Here is a 16,364-nt window from a genome sequence, read left to right as displayed (position 1 = left end):
GGCGTCAGGCCGTCGCGGCCGCCCTGAACTGCTTGGCCGCAAAGGCCCAGATCAGGCGCGTGGCGTTCGGCCCGGCCGCATCGCTGAAGGGCAGCCGCGGCGCACCGCCGCTCCATGCATGGCCCAGCCCGGCCACCTCGCACAGCATCACGAAGGTGCGGCCGCTGCGCTTGAACTCGGTCACCCGCATCGCATGCCGCTTGCCGCGCTGCAGCGTGCGCTCGGCGCCGCGCTTGGCGCCGGTGGCCGTGCCCCAGACCTCGGCCGTGCTTCCCGCATTGCTGGCCGAGACCACGGCGTCGGCGTCGCCGTGCAGCACCAGCAGGGGCGGCAGCGTGGTGAAGACGGCGGCAGCGCCCATGGCCTTGCCGACTGCGGTCGCGGGCATCGGCGGCACGTGGCGCCCGCGCATGGCGCCGAGCGCGGTTGCCGGGGAGCGGGCGGCGCCGGGCGCCACGCCGGAATGCATGGCCAGCGCCTTGAAGCGCACCGGGTAGCGCGTCGCCAGCAGGGCGGCCATGCTGGCGCCGGCGGAGAGGCCGGCCACGGCGACGCGCTCGCGGTCCACCGGATAGAGCATGCAGGCCTGGTCGACCGCGGCCATCAGGGTGGCGGCTTCGGCATCGGCCTTGCCGGAGCGCCTGTCGTACCAGTTCCAGCAGCCCTGCGGATGGGCGAGCCGGTCCTGCTCGGGGTAGAGCACGAAGAAGCGCTCGCGTGCGGCGAGCAGGTTCATGCGCGTGCTGACCGCGAAGTCGCGCCCGGTCTGTCCACAGCCATGCAGCATCACCAGCAGCGGCAAGCGTTCACCGCTCTGGAGATCGGGCGGCCGGTACAAGTGATAGCGGCGCGCACCGCCGGGGCCGATGGCCATGCCGGAAAGCCAGTCGCCGGGACCGCGCGGCGGCTTGAGCTGCTTGGCGGCGGCGCGCGTCACCTCTCCAGCGATGCGCGTGCCGCTGCGCAGCGTTGCCTTGGTGAGCGCCTTCAGGCCGCGCTGGTAGGCGCGCGTGAATGCCGAAGAGGCGAAGGTCGGGGAGCGACGGGCCATGGTGCATGCATAGGCCGGATCCGCCGGCCCCGGCACACCTTAGCAGCTTCTGCGCCTAGCCTAGTACACCTCGGGCACGTACATCGACTCCGGCACCGGCTGGCGCAGGTAGTCGGCATTGCGCACGCGCGCCGGCAGGTCGATGGGCGGGTGCGGCACCTCGTGATAGGGCAGCTGGCCCAGCAGGTGGGCGATGCAGTTCAGGCGCGCCTTCTTCTTGTCGACCGCCTGCACCACCCACCAGGGCGCCTCTGGGATGTGGGTGCGTTCCAGCATGGTTTCCTTGGCCTTGGTGTATTCCTCCCAGCGGCGGCGGGATTCCAGGTCCATCGGGCTCAGTTTCCACTGCTTGAGCGGATCGTGGATGCGGCCCAGGAAGCGCATGTGCTGCTCCTCGTCGGTGATCGAGAACCAGTACTTGATGAGCTTGATGCCCGAGCGCACCAGCATGCGCTCGAAGTCGGGCACGGTGCGGAAGAATTCCTCGTACTCGTCGTCGGTGCAGAAGCCCATCACGCGCTCGACGCCGGCGCGGTTGTACCAGCTGCGGTCGAACAGCACGATCTCGCCCGCGGCCGGAAGATGGGCCACGTAGCGCTGGAAATACCACTGCGTGCGTTCGCGGTCATTGGGCGCCGGCAGCGCCGCCACGCGGGCCACGCGCGGATTGAGCCGCTGGGTGATGCGCTTGATCACGCCGCCCTTGCCCGCCGCATCGCGGCCCTCGAACAGGATCACGACCTTCTGCCGGCTGTGCTGCACCCAGTCCTGCAGCTTGACCAGCTCGCCCTGCAGGCGGAAGAGCTCCTTGAAATAGGCCTGGCGCGCAGCCTTGTCGGCGCTGCGGCCCGACTCGAGCTCCTCGAGGCTGCGATCCTCGATCTCGAGCTCGAACTCCTCGTCGTAGCTGTCGACGAGGTCGCGGGCAATGCGCTCCATCAGATCGTTGTGGTCGCTGAGGGTGCTGGGCAGCGTCATGGTCGGCTCAAAACGGGAAAACCCCATGCTGCCGCGCCTGCATGACGGACACGTGACAGAAAAGGCGCTTTCGGCGTGTCGTCACGACACTGACATATGAGATGCACAGCATCGAAAGATTCGCTTGCCTTCCGACCCTTAGACGTTCTGAACCGCTCCGCCTTGCCCTCACCCCGGGATATCGCCGCCGCATCGTATGGCGGAGACGAAGCAGGCCTGATCTGCGGCTATCTCTTCGACGCAGCGGCCGAAGAGCCGGCGCGCGCCGTCGATTCGGCCGCCGCGGCCGCCTGGCTGCAGCAGGCCCAGCAGCCGTCCGGGGCCTTCCTGTGGCTGCACTTCAACCTGAGCCACGCGCAGGCCGAGCGCTGGCTGCAGCGGCACGCCGACCTGTCCGACACCTTCTTCGAGACGCTGAAGGACGGCCTGCACTCGACCCGCATCGAGCGCGCCGACGATTCGCTGATCGCGGTCATCAACGATGTGCATTTCGAATTCAGCTTCGAGCCCTCGGACATCTCCACGCTGTGGATCAGCGTCGGCCCGCGCCTGGTGGTGACGGCGCGCGCGAAGCCGCTGCGCTCGGTCGATGCGCTGCGCACGGCGGTAAAGGCCGGCGATGCGCCGCGCTCCACCACCGAGCTGCTCGAACACCTGCTGCGCGCGCAGGCCGAGGTGCTGGTGAACATCGTGCGCGGCGTGACGGCGCGCATCGACACGATCGAGGACGAACTCCTGGCCGGCCGTCTCGACCACAAGCGCGCCCGGCTCGGCGCGATGCGCCGCCTGCTGGTGCGGCTGCAGCGCCTCTTGGCGCCCGAGCCGGCGGCGCTGTTCCGGCTGCTGCAGCGCCCGCCTGCCTGGATGGCCGAGGCCGATGCCCAGGAACTGCGCGGCTCGACCGAGGAGTTCTCGGTGGTGCTGCGCGACATGGGAGCGCTGCAGGAGCGCATCGAGCTGCTGCAGGAAGAGATCGCGGCCAATGTCAACGAGGACAACAACCGCAGCCTGTTCGTGCTGACGGTGGTGACCGTGCTGGCGCTGCCGATCAACATCCTGGCCGGCCTGTTCGGCATGAACGTGGGCGGCATTCCGCTGGCAGAGGACAAGCACGGTTTCTGGGTGGTGGTGGCGATCGTGCTGAGCTTCACCGTGGTCGCGGCCTGGGTCGCGTTCCGCAAGAAACGCTGAAAAGACGAAAAGAATAAGATCGTGGCGTGTCTTCCATCCTCAATGCAGACCTGCACTGCCACTCCGTGGTGTCCGACGGCACCCTGACCCCCGAAGAGCTGGCCGCCCGGGCCGCCGCCAACGGCGTCGAACTCTGGGCCTTGACCGACCATGACGAAATCGGCGGCCAGCACCGCGCAGCCGCGGCCGCCAGCGCGCATGGCATGAAGTACCTCACCGGCACCGAGATCTCGGTCACTTTCGCCAACGAAACGGTGCACATCGTGGGCTTGGGCTTCGACCCCGACGACGCGGCGATGAGCGAGGGCCTCTACGACACGCGCGGCGGCCGCGGCAAGCGCGCGATGGAGATGTCCGAAGGCCTGGCCAAGGCCGGCATCCATGGCGCCTACGAAGGTGCGCTCAAGTTCGTCGGCAATCCCGATCTCATCTCGCGCACGCATTTCGCCCGCTTCCTGGTCGAGCAGGGCCACTGCCGCGACACCAACGAGGTGTTCCGCAAGTTCCTCACCGAAGGCAAGCCCGGCTACGTGCCGCACCGCTGGGCCGCGCTGAAGGATGCAGTGCGGTGGATCACCGGCGCGAAGGGACTGGCCGTCATCGCGCATCCCGGGCGCTACAAGTTCACGGCCAACGAGGAGTACGCCCTGTTCCTCGAATTCAAGGAGCACGGCGGGCGGGCGATCGAGGTCGTCACCGGCAGCCACTCGCCGGCGGAATACGTCGAATACGCCGACAAGGCGCTGGAGTTCGGCTTCGCCGCCTCGCGCGGCAGCGACTTCCACAGCCCCGACGAGAGTCATTGCGACCTGGGCAAACTTCCCTGGCTCCCCGGCAAACTGACGCCGGTGTGGGAGCTGCTGGAGCACCGCATCCGGTGACAGGGCCGTCCACGAGCGGCGGCCTGCCTGCCCGCAAGAGCACGCGCGACATCGCGTCCGAGCGCATCCTGGCCGGCATCGGTCTCGTGATCCTGGCCGTCGCCTGCTTCGCGACGCTGGACACCGCCACCAAGCTCTCGACCGCCAGCGTGCCGATCCTCATGGGCGTGTGGTTCCGCTACGCCTTCCAGGCAGTGGCAACCACGGTCGTGCTGCTGCCCAGGTACGGCCCTGCGCTGCTGCGCACCCGGCACCCCAAGTACCAGCTGCTGCGCGGCGCCCTGCTGCTCGCATCGAGCACGCTGGCCTTCCTCAGCCTGCGCTACATGCCACTGGCCGAATTCACCTCGGTGGTGTTGATCGCGCCGCTGGTCATCACGCTCCTGGCCGCCACCACGCTCAAGGAACAGGTCTCGCCGCTGCGCTGGACGCTGGTGGCGGGCGGCTTCGCCGGCACGCTGGTCATCCTGCGGCCGGGCGGCGAGGCCTTCAGCTGGGCCGTGCTGCTGCCGATCGGCCTGGTGCTTACCAACGCCTGCTTCCAGGTGCTGACCAGCAAGCTGGCGCAGACCGAGAACCCGCTCACGATGCACTTCTATACCGGCTGGGTCGGCACGCTGATCGCTTCGGTCGCCGTGCCCTTCGCCTGGACGGCGCTGCCCGGATGGCAATGGTGGGCGCTGCTGTGCCTGATGGGCTTCATGGGCACGGTCGGCCATTTCATCCTGATCCTGGCCTACCAGCGCGCGCCCGCTTCCACGCTCACGCCCTATCTCTACGCGCAGATCGCGTTTGCGATGCTCGGCGGCTGGCTGATGTTCTCGCAGGTGCCGGACCGGCTGTCGCTGATCGGCATCTCGATGATCGCGATCTGCGGCGCGGCCGGCGCCTGGCTCACGGTGCGCGAGCGCCGCGTGCCTATAGAGCCGGCGGAATCTTGAACCGGCAGAATGAAGCATGGCCCAGTACTTCGAACTCCACCCCGACAACCCGCAGCAACGCCTTCTCAAGCAGGCGGCAGCCTTGCTGGCGCGCGGAGAAATCGTCGCGGTGCCGACCGATTCGAGCTATGCGCTGGCCTGCCACCTGGACGACAAGGACGCGGTCGACCAGCTGCGCCGCATCCGCCAGGTCGACGAGAAGCATCACCTGACGCTGATCTGCCGCGACCTGAGCGAGCTCGCCGCCTATGCGCGGGTCGACAACAAGCAGTACCGGCTGCTCAAGGCGGCCACGCCGGGGCCCTACACCTTCCTGCTGGAGGCCACCAAGGAAGTGCCGCGGCGCGTGAGCCATCCGCAGCGCAAGACCATCGGCCTGCGCGTGCCCGACCACCGGGTGCTGGGCGAACTGCTCCTGCTGCATGGCGAGCCGCTGCTGGCCACCACATTGATCCCGCCCGGCGAGACCGAGGCGCTCAACGATGCGCAGCTGATCCGCGAGCGCTTCGAGAAGCAGATCGGCGCCGTGATCGACGCCGGCGCCTGCCCTTCGGAGCCGACCACGGTGGTCGACCTCACGCCCATGGGCACGGGCGGCGACCCGGTCCTGGTGCGGCAGGGCCGCGGCGCGCTGGCGGTGCTGGGTCTATAGCCGGGGCCCCGAGGCCGGTCTGAGACAATTCGTCGGTGGATATTTCAAACCTGATTCAAACCGTGCTGATCTACGCACTGCCCGTGGTCTTCGCGATCACGGTGCACGAGGCGGCCCACGGCTACGTGGCCCGCTACCTCGGCGACAACACGGCCTATGTGATGGGGCGCGTGACGCTCAACCCGGTCAAGCACATCGACCCCATCGGCACCATCCTGATGCCGATCCTGCTGTACTTCGCGACCTCCGGCGCCTTCCTGTTCGGCTATGCCAAGCCGGTCCCGGTCAATTTCGGGCAGCTGCGCAATCCCAAGCGCGACATGATCTGGGTGGCGCTCGCCGGGCCGGCCTCGAATTTCATCCAGGCCATCATGTGGGCGCTGTTGCTGGTCGGCCTGGTCGCGGCCGGCGTCGATGAGACCTTTTTCATCAAGATGGCGCAAGGCGGCGTGCTGGTCAATCTCGTGATGTGGGCCTTCAACCTGTTTCCGCTTCCGCCCCTGGACGGTGGCCGGGTGTTGGCCGGCCTCTTGCCGCGCGGCGGCGCGCAGGACTTCCTCGAGCGCATCGAGCCCTATGGCTTCTTCATCGTGATGGGCCTGGTCATCGCCGGCATCGTCAGCACCTGGTGGCTGCGCCCGCTGATGGGCTTCGGCTACCAGGCCATCAACCTGCTGATCTCGCCCCTCACGGCCCTGCTGCGCTGAGCTTTCTTCCATGGCAACGTCTTCCACCGCTCCCGTCCGCTTCCTCACCGGCATCACCACCAGCGGCACGCCGCATCTGGGCAACTACGTCGGCTCGGTGCGCCATTCGGTGCGCTTCAGCCGCCAGGCCCACGTGCAGAGCTTCTACTTCCTGGCCGACTATCACGCGCTGATCAAGGTCGACGAGCCGGCGCGCATCCAGCGCTCGACCCTCGAGATCGCGGCCACCTGGCTGGCCTGCGGGCTCGATCCGGAGCGCGTCACCTTCTACCGCCAGTCCGACATCGTCGAGATCCCCGAGCTCACCTGGCTCCTGACCTGCGTCACCGGCAAGGGCATGCTGAACCGCGCCCATGCCTACAAGGCGCAGATGGACAAGAACATCGCGCGCGGCGAGGACCCGGATGCCGACGTGAGCGCCGGCCTCTTCATGTACCCGGTGCTGATGGGCGCCGACATCCTGCTGTTCAACGCCCACAAGGTACCGGTGGGCCGCGACCAGGTGCAGCACATCGAGATGGCGCGCGACATGGCGCAGCGCTTCAACCACCTGTACGGCGAGCACTTCACGCTGCCCGAGGCCGAGATCGACGACGCGGTGGCCACGCTGCCCGGCCTCGACGGCCGCAAGATGAGCAAGAGCTACGACAACACGATCCCGCTCTTCACCCCGCGCGCCCAGCTGCAGAAACTCATCTCGGGCATCGTGACCGACTCGCGCGCGCCCGGCGAGCCCAAGGACACCGAGGGCTCCGCGCTGTTCCAGATCTACCAGGCCTTCGCCGACAGCGAGGAAACAGAGGCGCTGCGCCGGGCCTACGCCGACGGCATCGGCTGGGGCGACGCCAAGCAGATCCTGTTCGAGCGCATCGACCGCGAGGTCGCACCGATGCGCGAACACTACGATGCCCTGCTCAACGACCCGGCGCAGATCGAGAAGATCCTGCTGGCCGGCGCCGACAAGGCGCGCGCGCTCTCCCGCCCCTTCATGGCCGAGCTGCGCCACGCCGTGGGCCTGCGCAATCTCGGGGCCCGGGGCCAGGGTGCGGCCCGCAAGGCGGCCAAGGCGGCGCGGCCGAGCTTCAAGCAATACCGCGAAAAAGATGGGCTTTTTTATTTCAAGCTGCTCGACGCGACCGGCGTACAACTGATACAAAGTCTGGGTTTCGCGTCGCCGCAGGAGGCGGGCCGGGCCATCGCCATGCTGCGCGAGCAGCGCGGCGCCGGACTGGCCCTGATCGCCTCACAGCTCGAACCCATCGACAATGCGGGCATGCGAACGGCAACGGAGGCCCTGGATGCGCTTGCATCCGAGGCTGCAAACGAGAAGAACTAGGGAAGATCCCGCGCATAGACGACCGGCACCGCCGGCCAGCGCGCACACAGTGAGAAAAAAGTTATGAGTATTTATGTCATCGACGATCATCCCCTGATGCGCGACGCCATCGTGATGGTGCTGCGGCGCCTGCGGCCGGCCGAGAACATCGTGGAGCTGGAACGGCTCGACAAGCTGGCCAGCGCCGTCAAACAGCACGGCGCGCCGGGGCTGTTCTGCCTCGACCTGAAACTGCCCGATGTGACGGGCGTTTCAGGCGTGATCGCGGTGAAGCAGCTCTATCCCGACGTCCCGGTCGCGGTCTACTCGGCCTCGCCCGCAGCCGACATGGAAGAGGCCTGCATCGAGGCCGGCGCCGACACCTACATCGAGAAGTCGGCCAGTTCCGCGGAACTCACGGCCGCCTTGCGCGGCCTCCTCATGGCCGACACCGACGCCGAGGAACCGGTGGCCGCCGCCAACAGCAAGCTCTCGAAGCGCCAGACCCAGCTGATCGCCATGCTCGACCAGGGCATGAGCAACCGCGACATCGCGACCGAGCTCGACATCAGCGAGCACACGGTGAAGGTGCACCTGTGGCGCCTGTTCCGCCGCCTCGGCGTGAAGAGCCGGACGCAGGCGCTGCACCACGCCCGAACCAACGGCCTGCTTTCCAGCAACAGTTAGCTCTCCCCCAGGCTTGCTCACTTCGTGTACCCGCCACCCCCTTCACCGGGGGCAACACCAGCGGGCCGGCAAAGCCGGTTCCGCGGTGTTCCTGGAACAAAAAGGCCGCTGAACGCGGCCTTTTTTACTAGCCCACAGCGCCCGAGATGCGGGTCTGAGCCTGCGATTCGTCCGCGTCGTGCAACGCGACCCGGAAAACGCTCCCCCGGCCCAGCCTGGAACGCACGCTGACCGGATGCCCGAGCGCATGCGACAGCCGCGCCACGATGGCCAGGCCCAGGCCGAAGCCGTCGGAGGTGCCGGCATGGTCGGCCACCTTGTAGAACTCCAGGAACACGTCGCGCAAGTGCTCGCGCGCGATGCCGATGCCGGTGTCCCATACCTCCACGCGCAGGCCGTCGCGCGTGTGCCGCGAGGCCAGCAGGACGCCGCCCTCGGCGGTGTACTTGATCGCGTTGGCCAGCAGGTTGCCGATCATGCGGCGCACGCGGATCGGGTCGGTCAGCACGGTGCCGGAGCTCACGTGCATGCGAAAGGTCAATCCCTTGGCCTCGGCCACCGGCCGGTACTGCAGCTCGAGGTCGTGCAGCAGCTGAGCGACGTCCACCCGCTCGATGTGCAGCCGAACCTGGCCCGAATCGATGCGCGCGAGGTCGAACAGCGAATCGAAGAGCGCATTGACCGCGTGGGTGGCACGCACGATCTTGGGTGCGATCTCGGCCACCAGCTCGGGCTCGTTGCGCAGCCAGTCGGCGTAGAGGGAGAGCGCCAGTACGGGCTGGCGCATGTCGTGCGCGGCGCTCGCCAGAAAGCGGTTCTTCATCGCCACCGCCGACACCGCCGCCTGCCGCTGCTGGGTGAGCGAGTTGATCAGGATGTGGTTGTGAAACAGCAGCTCGAAGCTGTTGCGCGCCGTCTCGTGGATGCGCCGCCCCGCGCGCAGCAGCAGCCACCAGTGCAGGCCCGGCAGCAGCAGGAAGCCGTAGTGGAAGTGCGGCCGTTCGAACTTGAGCTCGATCACGCGGAAGATGATCGCCAGCAGCATGGTGACGAACAGCGTGTTGACGTAGCGCTTGAGCAGCGGCGGATGCAGCGCGAGTCCGTTGAGCGGAAAGGTCGCCACGCCGGCGACGATCAGCCAGCTCATGAACTGGTTTACCAGCGGCGTGCGCTCGAAGAAGATCAGGATCGACAGGCCCCAGGCGAAGGCGCTGGCGCTCCAGAGAAAGCGGTAGCGCTCGACGAAGTATTGCTGGGCGGCCGAGTCGCGGTCGGCGTAGTGCCGGCCGTAGAGCTGCTCGCCCCAGATGCGGCAAGCGGTGGCGCCGATGCCGATGGCGAGCCAGGCGAACAGCTGCCAGGGCGGCACGTGGCCCCAGCTCAGGCCGACCATGGCCGGCATCAGGGCCGCAGCCAGCAAGTAGGAGCCGCGCGACGCCCGCATCAGGCTGCGGATCAGCTCGCCGCGCACCCACGGTTCGGCCTCGTCGGCAGATGCCGGTGCCGGCGTGAGGCTCGCAAAGGACGAGTTGCCCAAGCCTGCGAATGACGAATTACCCATCATGGCTTACTGCCCTCTCCCACTGCCAGTTCGGCCATTAAAAAGCCCCTCGCGAGGGGCCCTGCATCCCACCGCGCCTGCGGCGGCGACGAGCGATCTTAACTGCGCACGAAGGAGGATCCGCTATTCGCCGCCGAAGTAGCGCATCGCCGTGCGCCCCAGCGACGTGACCGCGTTGGCGACTGCGGCCGCGCCGTCGTCTAACGGAATGTCCGCCTTGACGTAACCCGCGTCGCGCAGGATGCGCAAGTGTTCGATGTCCTCCTCGTGCGTGAACGTCATCGGCAATGCGCCGGCGATGATCCGCCTCAGCAACTCGTACGCCATCTCTCCTCCTCGCCCGCTTGTGTTTGTCTTCTTCCGGAGATTGTGGCGTATGGCAAGGCATGAACGGCACGGGCAGGATCGGGCCTTACCCTGAGCAGCAAGGCCCGAAGCACGGCTATCCGAGCGCCCGCAATTCCCGCAGCGCCACCGCCAGCATCGCCGCGTCGGGCGCCGCCACGGCGCGCAGCTCGCCCAGCAGCTGCGCCGCGCGCTCGAGCGTGCGGCCGTTGCTGGACTGCCAGGCCTCGACCAGCGCCGCGGGCGACTCGCGCTCGCCGCCGCCGGCCAGCACCGCGCCGGTGATCGAGCGCTGCAGGCCCGACAGATCGTCCTGCATCGCACCCTTGGCCAAGGCCTGCCAGTGCTGGTCGCCCGGCAGCGCAGCGATCCGGTCGCGCAGCCAGGGCATGCCGAGCCGGTTGGCGAGGTCGAAGTAGATGGCCGCCACCAGTTCCACCGGCCAGCGCGCGCTTCCGGCGATCTCGGCGATGTCGAGCGTGGCGTAGAGCGTGCCGAAGGTGACCACGCGCTCGGCCAGTTCGCGCGGCACGCCCTTGGCGACGTAGTGCGCCATCGCCGCATCGACGCGGCTGCGCTCTTCGGTATCGAGCAGCTGGGGCAGCCGCGCCGACAGCGCATCGACGTTGGGCTTGAAGTGCTCGATCGTCGCGGCCATGTCCTCGGTCAAGCGGCGCGAGCGCAGGAACCACATGGTGCCGCGCTCGAGCTGCCGGCTGGTGTCGATCAGCATGCTCGACTGCACCTCGTCATCGACCTGGTTGTCCAGCGCCTCGATCGCCAGCCACAGCGGCACCATGCCGAAGATCTCGCGGCTCATCAGGTAGGCGCGCACGATCTCGAAGGCACGTGCGCCGGTGGTCTCGACCAGGCGATGCACGAAGGTGCTGCCGACGCGGTTGATCATGCTGTTGGTCACGTGCGTGGCGATGATCTCGCGCTTGAGCGGATGGCGCGGCATGTAGCTTGCGAACTTTTCGCCCAGCAGTGCTGGGAAGTAGCGCGCGAGCGCCGTCGCGACCCAGCGGTCGTCGGGCAGCGGCGATGCCAGCAGCTCGTCGTAGAGCCAGATCTTGCTGTAGGCGAGCAGCACCGCGCGCTCGGGGCTGGTCAGCCCCCGGCCTTGCGCGCGGCGCTCGGCCAGTTCCTCGTCGGAAGGCAGGTACTCGATCGCGCGGTTCAGCCGTCCGGCCTTCTCGAGGTACTGCATGAAGCGCGTCTGCGCATCGAGCAGCTGCGGCGCGATGCGGCCGGTGACCGACAGCACCTGGGTCTGGAAGATGTTGTCGCGCAGCACCAGCGCGGCCACGTCGTCGGTCATCTCCGGCAGCAGCGTGTTGCGCTGCTTCTCGGTGAGCTCGCCCTCGGTGAGCGGCAGGCCGAGCAGGATCTTGATGTTGACTTCGTGGTCGGAGGTGTCGACGCCGGCCGAGTTGTCGATCGCATCGGTGTTGATGCGCCCGCCGGCGAGCGCGTACTCGATGCGCCCGAGCTGCGTGCAGCCGAGGTTGCCGCCCTCGGCGAAGACCTTGCATCGCAGCTCGCGGCCGTTGACGCGCAGCGCGTCGTTGGCACGGTCGCCGACCTGCGCGTGGCTCTCGCTCGTCGCCTTCACGTAGGTGCCGATGCCGCCGTTGTAGATCAGCGCCACCGGTGCCTTGAGGATCGCGTTGACGAGCTCGGTGGGCGTGAGGGCGTCGGCCTTGATGTCGAGCACCTGCTTCACCTCGCGCGTGATCGGGATCGACTTGGCGCTGCGGGCATGGATGCCGCCGCCTCCGGAGATCAGCTTGGCGTCGTAGTCGGCCCACGAGGAGCGCGGCAGCTTGAACAGGCGCTCGCGTTCGGCGAAGCTCTTCGCCGCATCGGGGCTCGGGTCGAGAAAGATGTGCCGGTGATCGAAAGCCGCCACCAGCAGGATGTGCGGCGACAGCAGCATGCCGTTGCCGAACACGTCGCCCGACATGTCGCCGATGCCGGCGACGGTGAACTCGGTCGACTGGGTGTCGATGCCCATCTCGCGGAAGTGCCGCTTCACCGACTCCCAGGCACCGCGCGCGGTGATGCCCATGACCTTGTGGTCGTAGCCCACCGAGCCGCCGGAAGCGAAGGCGTCGCCGAGCCAGAAGCCGTATTCCTTGCTGATGCCGTTGGCGAAGTCGCTGAAGGTGGCTGTGCCCTTGTCCGCGGCGACCACCAGGTAGGGATCGTCCTCATCGTGCCGCTTGACCTGCGGCGGCGGCACGATCGCATCGCCGACGCGGTTGTCGGTGATGTCCAGCAGCCCGCGCAGGTAATCCTGGTAGCAGGCCACGCCTTCGCGCATGTAGGCCTCGCGATCGCTGGCCGCCGGCGCACGTTTGAGCACGAAGCCGCCCTTGGAGCCCACCGGCACGATCACCGTGTTCTTGACCATCTGCGCCTTCACCAGGCCCAGCACCTCGGTGCGGAAGTCTTCCGGCCGGTCGGACCAGCGCAGCCCGCCGCGCGCGACGCGGCCGCCGCGCAAGTGCACGCCCTCGAAGCGCGTCGAGTAGACGAAGATCTCGAACATCGGCTTCGGCGCCGGCAGGTCGGGCACCTTCGCCGAGTCGAACTTGAACGAGACGAAGCTGCGCCGCTTGCCTGCCGCGTCGCGGCGCCAGAAGTTGGTGCGCGTGGTAGCCAGGATCAGCGCCAGGTACTGGCGCAGCACGCGGTCTTCCGAGAGATTGGCCACCTGCTCGAGCGCGGCCTCGATCTCGCGCACCTTGTCGTCGGTGCCGGCGGCCTGCGCCGGATCGAAGCGCAGCTTGAACAGCTCGAGCAGCGCGCGCGCGATCGGCCCATTGCCGACCAGCGTGTTTTCGATGAAGGATTGCGAGAGCGCGAAGCCGATCTGCCGCATGTACTTGGCGTAGGCGCGCAGCACCACGATCTCGTGCGCCGGCAGGCGCGCCGCGAGCACCAGGCGGTTGAAGTCGTCGTTCTCGACCTCGCCGCCCAGCACCGCGCCGAAGGCTTCCTCGAACACCGGACGCAGCGCATCGAGCTCGATGTCGGCATCGCCGATCGCGCTCTGCAATCCGAAGTCATGGATCCAGATCGGCGCCGCACCCCGCAGCGCGAGCCGGTGCGGGTGCTCGTCGAGCACCTTCATGCCGAGGTGTTCGAGCATCGGCAGGCTGGCAGACAGGGTGAGCGGCTCGCCGCGGCAAAGCAGCTTGAAGCGCAGCGTGCCGGGTGGCGCCTCGAGCGGGCGGTAGAGATTCATGCCGAGGGGCTGCGCGTCGCTCAACTGCGCCATCAGCTCGATATCGTGCACCGCGGCGCGCGCTGCGAACTCGTCGCGGTAGCCGGCCGGGAAGGCGCCGCCGAAGCGGCGCAGCAGCTCGTTGCCGCGCGCCTCGCCGGCCGATTCGATCAATGCCGACTTCAGGTCGTCGTCCCAGCGCCGCGCCGCGGCCACCAGCCGCTGCTCGACCTCGCGCACGTCGAAAGGAGGGATGCTGCCGGGCTTGGTGCGCACGGTGATCTGGATGCGTGCCAGCACCGACTCGGACAGATGCACGTTGAACTCGGAGCCGATGCCGTTGAACTCGCGCATCAGGATGTCCTGCCACTTCTGCCGCAGCTCGGTCGTGTAGTTCTCGCGCGGCGCGTAGATCAGGCAGGAGAGAAAGCGCTCGAAGGGATCGCGCCGCACAAAGAGCCGGAAGCGCTGGCGCTCCCCCAGGTGCAGGATGCCGGTCGCGGTGTGCAGCAGCTCGTCGTCGCTGGTCTGGAACAGCTCGTCGCGCGGGTAGGTCTCGAGAATGTTGTTCAGCGCCTTGCCCGAATGGCTGCCCGCGGCCAGGCCGGCGCGCTCGACCACGTTGGCAATCTTGCGCCGCAGGAGCGGAATCTCGGCCGGGTTGGCGCTGTAGGCGGTGGAGGTGAACAGGCCCAGGAAGCGGTCTTCGCCGCACACCTGGCCCGCGTCGTCGAAGCGCTTGACGGCCACGTAATCGAGGTGGCCGGGGCGATGCACGGTGGAGCGCGAGGTGGACTTGGTCACCACCAGCAGATCGGGCCGGCGCGCATGGGCGCGCACCTCGGGCGGCAGTGCGGCGAAGGCGGCGTTGGCGCTCGGCGTAGGGCCGTCGCGCAGGATGCCCAGGCTCGAATCGGGCACGATCCTCAACACGTCCTCGCCGTCGACCTTGTCCAGCTCATGGCTGCGGCAGCCGAGAAAGGTGAAGTGGTTGTCGGCCAGCCAGCGCAGGAAGGCCTGGCCCTCTGCCAGCTCCTGCGGCGGAATCGGCGGCGCGCGCTCGTCGAGGCGGCGGACGATCTCCAGCACGCGCTGCTGCATCTTCTTCCAGTCGACCACGGCCAGCCGCACGTCGCCGAGCACGCGCGCCAGGTCGGCGGCCAGCGCGTCGAGCCGGGCCGGCTCGGGCACGCGGTCGACCTCGACATGGATGAAGGATTCGCGGCGGGCGTCGGACGCCGCGCCGCCCTCGCCCGCCAAGCCCTGCAGGACGCCGTCGTCGCCGCGACGCACCGCCACCAGCGGGTGGATGATCAGGTGCAGCGTGAGCCCGTTGCGGTTGACCTCCATCGTCACCGAATCGACGAGGAAGGGCATGTCGTCGTTGACGATCTCGATGATGGTGTGCGTGGACTGCCAGCCGTGCTCCGCGATCGTCGGGTTGAAGACCCTGAGCTTCGCGCGTCCCGGCTCGCGCTTGCGCGCGAAGCTCCAATGCGAGAGCGCCGCGCCGTACAGGTCCGCCGCGTGGCGCTCGGCCAGATCTTCCGGGTCGACCTGTCCGAAGTACTGGCGCGCGAAGGCGGCGAGTTCGTCCGCCGCCTCGGCCGCGACCTTGGCCCGGATCAGTTGCACCACTTCTTCGAGGCGCTCGTCCCTGCGTCCTGAGTCGACTGTCTGGGTGGTCATCAGCATGCTTGTCTCCGGGTTGGCGTCATAAATCTACATCGCGATACGGTCAAAAGAATGACTTGCGCTGGCGCGGCGGGCGTCGGAGACTGGAAAGCTCGAACGGAGGGCCACGCCATGAGCACCGAACTTCAAGCCACTGTGGACGCCCTGGTCCAGAAGGGCAAGGGCATTCTTGCCGCCGACGAGAGCGGCCCGACGATCGCCAAGCGTTTCAAGGCGATCGGCGTCGAGTCGACCGAGGAGAACCGGCGCGCCTGGCGCAGCCTGATCCTGTCGGCACCAGGGCTGGGCCAATTCATCAGCGGCATCATCCTGTACGAGGAGACGCTAAGCCAACGCAGCGGCGAAGGCGAGGCACTGCCGCAGCTGGCCGCCCGCCAAGGGATCGTGCCGGGCATCAAGGTCGATGCCGGCAAGATTCCCTTGGCGCTGGCACCGGGCGACGAGATCACGCAGGGCCTGGACGGGCTTGCGCAGCGCCTCGACGGCTACAAGCAGCACGGCGCGCGCTTCGCCAAGTGGCGCGCCGTCTACAACGTTTCCGACGTGTTGCCGAGCCGGGCCGCGATCGAGGCCAACGCCGAAGCGCTCGCGCGCTACGCGGCGATCTGCCAGGCCCAGGGCGTGGTGCCGATCGTCGAACCGGAAGTGCTGATCGACGGCGATCACACGCTGGCGCGCTGCGCAGAGGTCACGCAGGCCGTGCTGCACGAAGTCTTCCACGCGCTTCACCGCCACCGGGTGGCGCTCGAGCACATGCTGCTGAAGCCGAGCATGGTGGTGCCGGGCAAGACCCACGCGCAGCAGGCTGCGCCGGCCGAAGTGGCGGCCGAGACGCTTCGCGTGCTGCGGCGCACGGTCCCGGCGGCGGTGCCAGGCATCAACTTCCTGTCGGGGGGCCAGTCGCCGGCCGAAGCGACGGCCAACCTGGATGCAATGAACCGCCTCGGCCCTCATCCATGGTCATTGAGCTTTTCGTACGGACGCGCGCTGCAGGACACGGCGATGCAGGCCTGGCAGGGACAGCTGGCCAACGTGCGGCAGGCTCAGGATGCGCTACAGAAGCGCGCGCGATTGAACGCCGCGGCGTCGATCGGAAAGTACGACGCTTCGATGGAAAGCAGCACCGAA

Annotated in this window: 13 protein-coding genes; 8 read left to right on the top strand and 5 right to left on the bottom strand. The window is 68.0% G+C overall.

The annotated features are described in order from the left end of the window. Positions 1–4: 4 nt before the first annotated feature. Together EJI01_RS24445 and ppk2 are read right to left on the bottom strand one after the other, a co-directional pair. A complete protein-coding gene (locus EJI01_RS24445; protein WP_126839721.1) occupies positions 5–1,051 on the bottom strand; it encodes an alpha/beta hydrolase family esterase in 1,047 nt (348 codons plus the stop codon). 60 nt (positions 1,052–1,111) lie between these two features. Continuing rightward, positions 1,112–2,029 (bottom strand): polyphosphate kinase 2, encoded by a 918-nt coding sequence (gene ppk2 / locus EJI01_RS24440; protein WP_126839720.1) that lies wholly within the window; start codon positions 2,027–2,029, stop codon positions 1,112–1,114. A gap of 162 nt (positions 2,030–2,191) precedes the next feature. On the opposite strand from ppk2, the gene EJI01_RS24435 reads away from it, so the two are divergent. The 7 genes from EJI01_RS24435 to EJI01_RS24405 all read left to right on the top strand — a co-directional run bounded on the left by EJI01_RS24435 (position 2,192) and on the right by EJI01_RS24405 (position 8,403). Beyond that, a complete protein-coding gene (locus tag EJI01_RS24435) occupies positions 2,192–3,220 on the top strand; it encodes a transporter (protein WP_126839719.1) in 1,029 nt (342 codons plus the stop codon). A 26-nt stretch (positions 3,221–3,246) separates the two neighbouring features. After that, positions 3,247–4,101 carry a 3',5'-nucleoside bisphosphate phosphatase gene (locus tag EJI01_RS24430; RefSeq protein WP_126839718.1) on the top strand — a complete coding sequence of 285 codons (855 nt, stop codon included), beginning with the start codon at positions 3,247–3,249 and terminating at the stop codon, positions 4,099–4,101. After that, a complete protein-coding gene (locus EJI01_RS24425; RefSeq protein ID WP_260602665.1) occupies positions 4,098–5,042 on the top strand; it encodes a DMT family transporter in 945 nt (314 codons plus the stop codon). The genes EJI01_RS24430 and EJI01_RS24425 overlap by 4 nt, the downstream gene beginning before the upstream one ends. A 16-nt stretch (positions 5,043–5,058) precedes the next feature. Beyond that, complete coding sequence (locus EJI01_RS24420) at positions 5,059–5,694, top strand: L-threonylcarbamoyladenylate synthase (protein WP_126839716.1); 636 nt, start codon at positions 5,059–5,061, stop codon at positions 5,692–5,694. A 35-nt stretch (positions 5,695–5,729) separates the two neighbouring features. Then, on the top strand, positions 5,730–6,401 hold the full coding sequence (locus EJI01_RS24415; RefSeq protein ID WP_126839715.1) for a site-2 protease family protein: 672 nt from the start codon (positions 5,730–5,732) through the stop codon (positions 6,399–6,401). A gap of 10 nt (positions 6,402–6,411) precedes the next feature. Further along, positions 6,412–7,737, top strand: a complete 1,326-nt coding sequence (locus EJI01_RS24410) for a tryptophan--tRNA ligase (RefSeq protein ID WP_126839714.1) — start codon at positions 6,412–6,414, stop codon at positions 7,735–7,737. 63 nt (positions 7,738–7,800) lie between these two features. Beyond that, entirely contained in the window at positions 7,801–8,403 is a 603-nt protein-coding gene (locus tag EJI01_RS24405; RefSeq protein WP_126839713.1) for a LuxR C-terminal-related transcriptional regulator, read from the top strand. Positions 8,404–8,530: 127 nt separating this feature from the next. Here the strand turns inward: EJI01_RS24405 and EJI01_RS24400 are convergent, their stop codons facing one another. The 3 genes from EJI01_RS24400 to EJI01_RS24390 all read right to left on the bottom strand — a co-directional run bounded on the left by EJI01_RS24400 (position 8,531) and on the right by EJI01_RS24390 (position 15,230). After that, a complete protein-coding gene (locus EJI01_RS24400) occupies positions 8,531–9,967 on the bottom strand; it encodes a HAMP domain-containing sensor histidine kinase (protein ID WP_260602664.1) in 1,437 nt (478 codons plus the stop codon). 120 nt (positions 9,968–10,087) lie between these two features. After that, positions 10,088–10,291 carry a hypothetical protein gene (locus EJI01_RS24395; RefSeq protein WP_126839711.1) on the bottom strand — a complete coding sequence of 68 codons (204 nt, stop codon included), beginning with the start codon at positions 10,289–10,291 and terminating at the stop codon, positions 10,088–10,090. A 115-nt stretch (positions 10,292–10,406) separates the two neighbouring features. Next, positions 10,407–15,230 carry an NAD-glutamate dehydrogenase gene (locus tag EJI01_RS24390; RefSeq protein ID WP_126839762.1) on the bottom strand — a complete coding sequence of 1,608 codons (4,824 nt, stop codon included), beginning with the start codon at positions 15,228–15,230 and terminating at the stop codon, positions 10,407–10,409. Between the two features lie 117 nt (positions 15,231–15,347). On the opposite strand from EJI01_RS24390, the gene EJI01_RS24385 reads away from it, so the two are divergent. Then, a partial coding sequence (locus tag EJI01_RS24385) for a class I fructose-bisphosphate aldolase (RefSeq protein ID WP_126839710.1) occupies positions 15,348–16,364 on the top strand: 1,017 nt, incomplete at its 3' end.

This window comes from Variovorax sp. MHTC-1, assembly GCF_003984645.1.
Taxonomy (GTDB): Bacteria; Pseudomonadota; Gammaproteobacteria; order Burkholderiales; family Burkholderiaceae_C; genus Variovorax.
This window is presented reverse-complemented; position numbering and strand designations above follow the sequence as displayed.

Excerpts from the sequence above, each read along its gene's own strand:
- EJI01_RS24420 (WP_126839716.1), top strand. The coding sequence starts at position 5,059 with ATGGCCCAGTACTTCGAACTCCACCCCGACAACCCGCAGCAACGCCTT.
- ppk2 (WP_126839720.1), bottom strand. The coding sequence starts at position 2,029 with ATGACGCTGCCCAGCACCCTCAGCGACCACAACGATCTGATGGAGCGC.
- EJI01_RS24390 (WP_126839762.1), bottom strand. The coding sequence starts at position 15,230 with ATGACCACCCAGACAGTCGACTCAGGACGCAGGGACGAGCGCCTCGAA.
- EJI01_RS24445 (WP_126839721.1), bottom strand. The coding sequence starts at position 1,051 with ATGGCCCGTCGCTCCCCGACCTTCGCCTCTTCGGCATTCACGCGCGCC.
- EJI01_RS24405 (WP_126839713.1), top strand. The coding sequence starts at position 7,801 with ATGAGTATTTATGTCATCGACGATCATCCCCTGATGCGCGACGCCATC.
- EJI01_RS24410 (WP_126839714.1), top strand. The coding sequence starts at position 6,412 with ATGGCAACGTCTTCCACCGCTCCCGTCCGCTTCCTCACCGGCATCACC.
- EJI01_RS24400 (WP_260602664.1), bottom strand. The coding sequence starts at position 9,967 with ATGATGGGTAATTCGTCATTCGCAGGCTTGGGCAACTCGTCCTTTGCG.
- EJI01_RS24395 (WP_126839711.1), bottom strand. The coding sequence starts at position 10,291 with ATGGCGTACGAGTTGCTGAGGCGGATCATCGCCGGCGCATTGCCGATG.